At 64.8% G+C, this 3,683-nt stretch carries 6 protein-coding genes and 1 pseudogene; 6 read left to right on the top strand and 1 reads right to left on the bottom strand.

What is annotated here, in order from left to right; all coding sequences use genetic code 11:
- The 6 genes from Q0O05_RS11740 to adk all read left to right on the top strand — a co-directional run.
- Positions 1-160, top strand: a 160-nt coding sequence (locus tag Q0O05_RS11740; protein WP_293663245.1) for a MotA/TolQ/ExbB proton channel family protein, incomplete at its 5' end; no start/stop codon positions are given.
- A 9-nt stretch (positions 161-169) separates the two neighbouring features.
- The gene (locus Q0O05_RS11735; protein WP_293663243.1) at positions 170-595 is read left to right on the top strand and encodes a biopolymer transporter ExbD; all 426 of its coding nucleotides are present in this window, start codon (positions 170-172) and stop codon (positions 593-595) included.
- Between the two features lie 12 nt (positions 596-607).
- The gene (gene lpxK / locus Q0O05_RS11730; RefSeq protein ID WP_293663241.1) at positions 608-1,606 is read left to right on the top strand and encodes a tetraacyldisaccharide 4'-kinase; all 999 of its coding nucleotides are present in this window, start codon (positions 608-610) and stop codon (positions 1,604-1,606) included.
- A 74-nt stretch (positions 1,607-1,680) separates the two neighbouring features.
- Positions 1,681-1,863, top strand: a complete 183-nt coding sequence (locus Q0O05_RS11725; protein WP_293663239.1) for a Trm112 family protein — start codon at positions 1,681-1,683, stop codon at positions 1,861-1,863.
- 2 nt (positions 1,864-1,865) lie between these two features.
- Positions 1,866-2,630: a 3-deoxy-manno-octulosonate cytidylyltransferase gene (gene kdsB / locus Q0O05_RS11720; RefSeq protein WP_293663238.1), complete on the top strand. Its 765-nt coding sequence runs from the start codon at positions 1,866-1,868 to the stop codon at positions 2,628-2,630.
- A gap of 91 nt (positions 2,631-2,721) precedes the next feature.
- A complete protein-coding gene (adk, locus tag Q0O05_RS11715; protein WP_293663236.1) occupies positions 2,722-3,378 on the top strand; it encodes an adenylate kinase in 657 nt (218 codons plus the stop codon).
- A 62-nt stretch (positions 3,379-3,440) separates the two neighbouring features.
- Here the strand turns inward: adk and Q0O05_RS11710 are convergent.
- A pseudogene (locus Q0O05_RS11710) lies at positions 3,441-3,683 on the bottom strand (asparaginase); the annotation flags it as partial.

The following is a 3,683-nucleotide window of genomic DNA, read 5'->3' as shown; positions in this document are numbered from 1 at the left end:
CATCTCTATAGCGCTCTACAACACCGCATTCGGGCTGGTGGTGGCGATTCCGTCGCTCATCTTCTGGCGCTATTTCCGCGGCCGGGTCGACGCTTACCTGCTCACCCTTGAGCTCAGCGCCGAGCAGCTGGTGCGGCATCTCAAGTCTTTGCGCCGCTAAGCCATGGCCATGAACTTCCGCCGCCGCGGGCGCGACGAACCCGAAATCAACCTGATTCCGTTCATCGACGTGTTGCTGGTAGTCCTCATCTTCTTGATGCTGTCCACCACCTACAGCAAATTCACCGAGCTGCAGCTCACCCTGCCGGTGGCCGACGCCGATGCGCAGCGCGACTACCCCAAGGAGCTGATCGTGGCCATCGGGGCCGATGGCGGCTACAGCATCAACCGGCAACTGCTGACAGGCCGCAGTGTGGAAAACGTGGCCGCCGCCCTCACCGAGAACGCCAAGGCCGGCAAGGACACGGTAATCATCATCAGCGCCGACGCAAGCGCCCGCCATCAGGCCGTGGTCACGGTGATGGAGGCGGCCCGCCGCGCGGGGCTGAACCAAATCACCTTTGCCACACAAGCCACCGGCAACTCCGGCAAGTAAGGCCATTTGCCGGTGCTGCAGCCCGCCCTCACCCGTGCCTGGCAGCGCCGCGGCCCGCTGAGCACGGCCCTGCTGCCTTTAGCTTGGCTGATTGCCTGCCTGAGTGCTGCGCACCGCTGGGGGTATGCAATCGGCTTGCTGCGCGTGCACCGGCTGCCGGTTCCGGTGATCGTGGTGGGTAACGTGGTTGCCGGCGGGGCAGGTAAAACGCCCACTGTGCTCGGAGTAGTCGCCCACCTGCGCGCGCGCGGCCTGCGCCCTGGAATCGTGTCGCGCGGCTACGGCGGGCAACACACCGCCGCCACCGAAGTGCAGGCAGCCAGCCCGCCCGCGCTGGTCGGCGACGAGCCTTTGCTCCTGCTACGCGCGAGCGGCGTGCCGGTGGTGGTGGGGCGCGACCGGCTGCAAGCCGGCTACTTGCTGCTGCAGGCGCACCCCGACATCACCCACATCGTCTGCGACGACGGCATGCAGCATTACCGCTTGTTCAGGGATATCGAGATTTGCGTTTTTGACGCGCGGGGCGTTGGCAACGGCCGTTTGCTGCCCGCGGGGCTGCTGCGCCAGCCTTGGCCGCGCAGCGCGGTGGCAGCGGCAGGCCAATCACCCGATCGGCTGTTGGTGGTCAAGACAGGCCCCTCCAGCCTGCCGGGGCACCTCGCCAACCGCGCGCTGGCGCCAGAGGCACGCAACGGCCACGGCGAGACCCGCCCCCTGCTGGCCCTGCAGCACACCGGTTCCCCGCTGCACGCACTGGCCGGCATTGCGCAGCCGGAGAACTTTTTTGCCATGCTGCGAGCGTGTGGCTTGCAACTGCAGCAGACCGAATCGTTGCCGGATCACTATGATTTTGATAGCTACTCGCGCAATAGGGACCGGCGCGAAACCCTGATTTGCACCGAAAAAGACGCCACCAAGCTGTGGGCGCACCGACCCGACGCCTGGGCCGTGCCCCTGGTGCAAACCTTACCCCCGGGATTTCTGGCCGCGCTCGACGCCCTGCTGGCCTGAGCCGGAAGCATTGAGGCCCCGCCGACCCCACCACCACACACCTCACAGTCACCTGCGCCGTTATCATTCCGCCCATGGACACACGACTCATTGAACTGCTGGTTTGCCCCGTCACCAAGGGCCCGCTTGAATTCGACCGCCAGAAGCAGGAGCTGGTTTCGCGCAGCGCGCGGCTGGCCTACCCGGTGCGCGACGGCATTCCGGTGCTGCTCGAGACGGAAGCGAGGGTGCTGACCGACGCCGAGCTGGACGCCTGAGCATGGCCTACACGGTCCTCATACCGGCCCGCCTCGCCTCCACCCGATTGCCTAACAAACCGCTGGTCGATATCGGCGGACTTCCCATGGTCGTGCGGGTGGCGCAGCGAGTGCGCGACGGGCTCGGGAACGACGTCCGGGTGGTGGTAGCTGCCGACGATGCCAGCATCCTGCGGGCCTGCGAGGCGCACCAGATTGAATGCCTGCTGACTCGCACAGACCACCCCTCCGGGAGCGACCGCTTGGCCGAGGCCTGCGCGCTCTTAGGGCTGGCGGACGGGGAAATTGTGGTCAACGTGCAGGGTGACGAGCCTTTGATTGACACCGGACTCATCCGCGCGGTGGCCGATTTGTTGGTAGTCCACCCCCAGGCATCCATGGGGACCGCAGCCCACCCGATTCACGATGTCGATGATTTTCGCAACCCGAACGTGGTGAAGGTGGTGACAGACGCCGCGGGTTTGGCGCTTTATTTCAGCCGCGCGCCCATCGCCTGGTGGCGCGATGGTTTTGCCCAAGGCATCAGCAGCCTGCCCGACCCGGCGCCGCTGCGTCATGTGGGCATCTACGCCTACCGCGCGGGTTTCCTGCGCACTTTTCCCAACTTGCCGCAGGCGCCCATCGAGGTGATCGAGGCGCTGGAGCAACTGCGCGCGCTCTGGCACGGGCACCGCATAGCCGTGCATGTGAGTGACAGCGCCCCCGGGCCCGGAGTGGATACGCCAGAGGACTTGGAACGTGTGCGACGCATCATCGGGGGCGGGTAAACGCGCACAGCCTGTAAGGCAGAAGCTGGCATGTGCGTGATATTCTCAACCGACGGAGACACTCCGGTTTTTCTTTCCATTTGAGGTATTCATGAGACTCATTCTGTTGGGCGCGCCAGGCGCTGGCAAGGGCACACAAGCAACGTTCATTTGCCAAAAATACGGGATTCCACAAATCTCGACTGGCGATATGTTGCGCGCCGCGGTCAAGGCTGGCACACCGCTGGGTCTGCAGGCGCAAGCTGTTATGGCGTCGGGTGGTCTGGTCAGCGATGAGCTCATCATTAACCTGGTCAAAGAGCGCTTGACCCAATCCGATTGCGCCAATGGCTTCTTGTTTGACGGCTTTCCCCGCACCATTCCCCAGGCCGACGCCATGCGCGCAGCCGGCGTGGCCCTGGACTATGTAGTGGAAATCGACGTGCCCTTCGACGCCATCATCGAACGCATGAGCGGACGCCGCTCGCACCCCGCATCCGGACGCACATACCACGTCAAGTTCAACCCGCCCAAGGTGGAGGGCGTGGACGATGTGAGCGGCGAGCCCTTGATCCAGCGGGACGACGACAAGGAAGAAACCGTCAAAAAGCGGCTCGAGGTGTACAGCGCACAAACCCGCCCGCTGGTGGACTACTACTCCAACTGGGCCAAGGACGAACCCGCAGCCGCACCCCGCTACCGCGCCATCAGCGGAATGGGCGATGTGAGCGACATCACCGCCCGCGTGCTGGAAGCACTCTCCAAGTAAGTTCCCGCGGGACTTCCCCAAGAAAAGGCCGCTTCAGGCGGCTTTTTTTTACGGTCACTGGTTTATGCCGCCAGCAGTTCCAGCATCAGCCGCACCCGCGATTTGATGGCCGAGAGGCCCGGATACACCCGCCAGCCCTCGGGCACCCGACTACTAGGCACCACGCCGCCTTTTTCGCAGCGGCTGGCCAATACCACCGCCACGCCCTGCTGCGCCGCACGTTGCAACGATTCGAGCATGCCCGCGTTCACCGAGCCATTGCCCGTGCCGGCTACCACCAGCCCCCGCAGCGCTGAAGCCGCCTC

The organism is Rhodoferax sp. OV413 (assembly GCF_945881795.1).
Classification (GTDB): domain Bacteria; phylum Pseudomonadota; class Gammaproteobacteria; order Burkholderiales; family Burkholderiaceae_C; genus Allorhodoferax.
The sequence above is the reverse complement of the archived record's forward strand: the minus strand, read 5'-3'. Positions and strand labels throughout refer to the sequence as shown.

Coding starts and splice junctions, on each gene's coding strand:
- Q0O05_RS11735 (WP_293663243.1), top strand. CDS start 170: ATGAACTTCCGCCGCCGCGGGCGCGACGAACCCGAAATCAACCTGATT.
- adk (WP_293663236.1), top strand. CDS start 2,722: ATGAGACTCATTCTGTTGGGCGCGCCAGGCGCTGGCAAGGGCACACAA.
- kdsB (WP_293663238.1), top strand. CDS start 1,866: ATGGCCTACACGGTCCTCATACCGGCCCGCCTCGCCTCCACCCGATTG.
- Q0O05_RS11725 (WP_293663239.1), top strand. CDS start 1,681: ATGGACACACGACTCATTGAACTGCTGGTTTGCCCCGTCACCAAGGGC.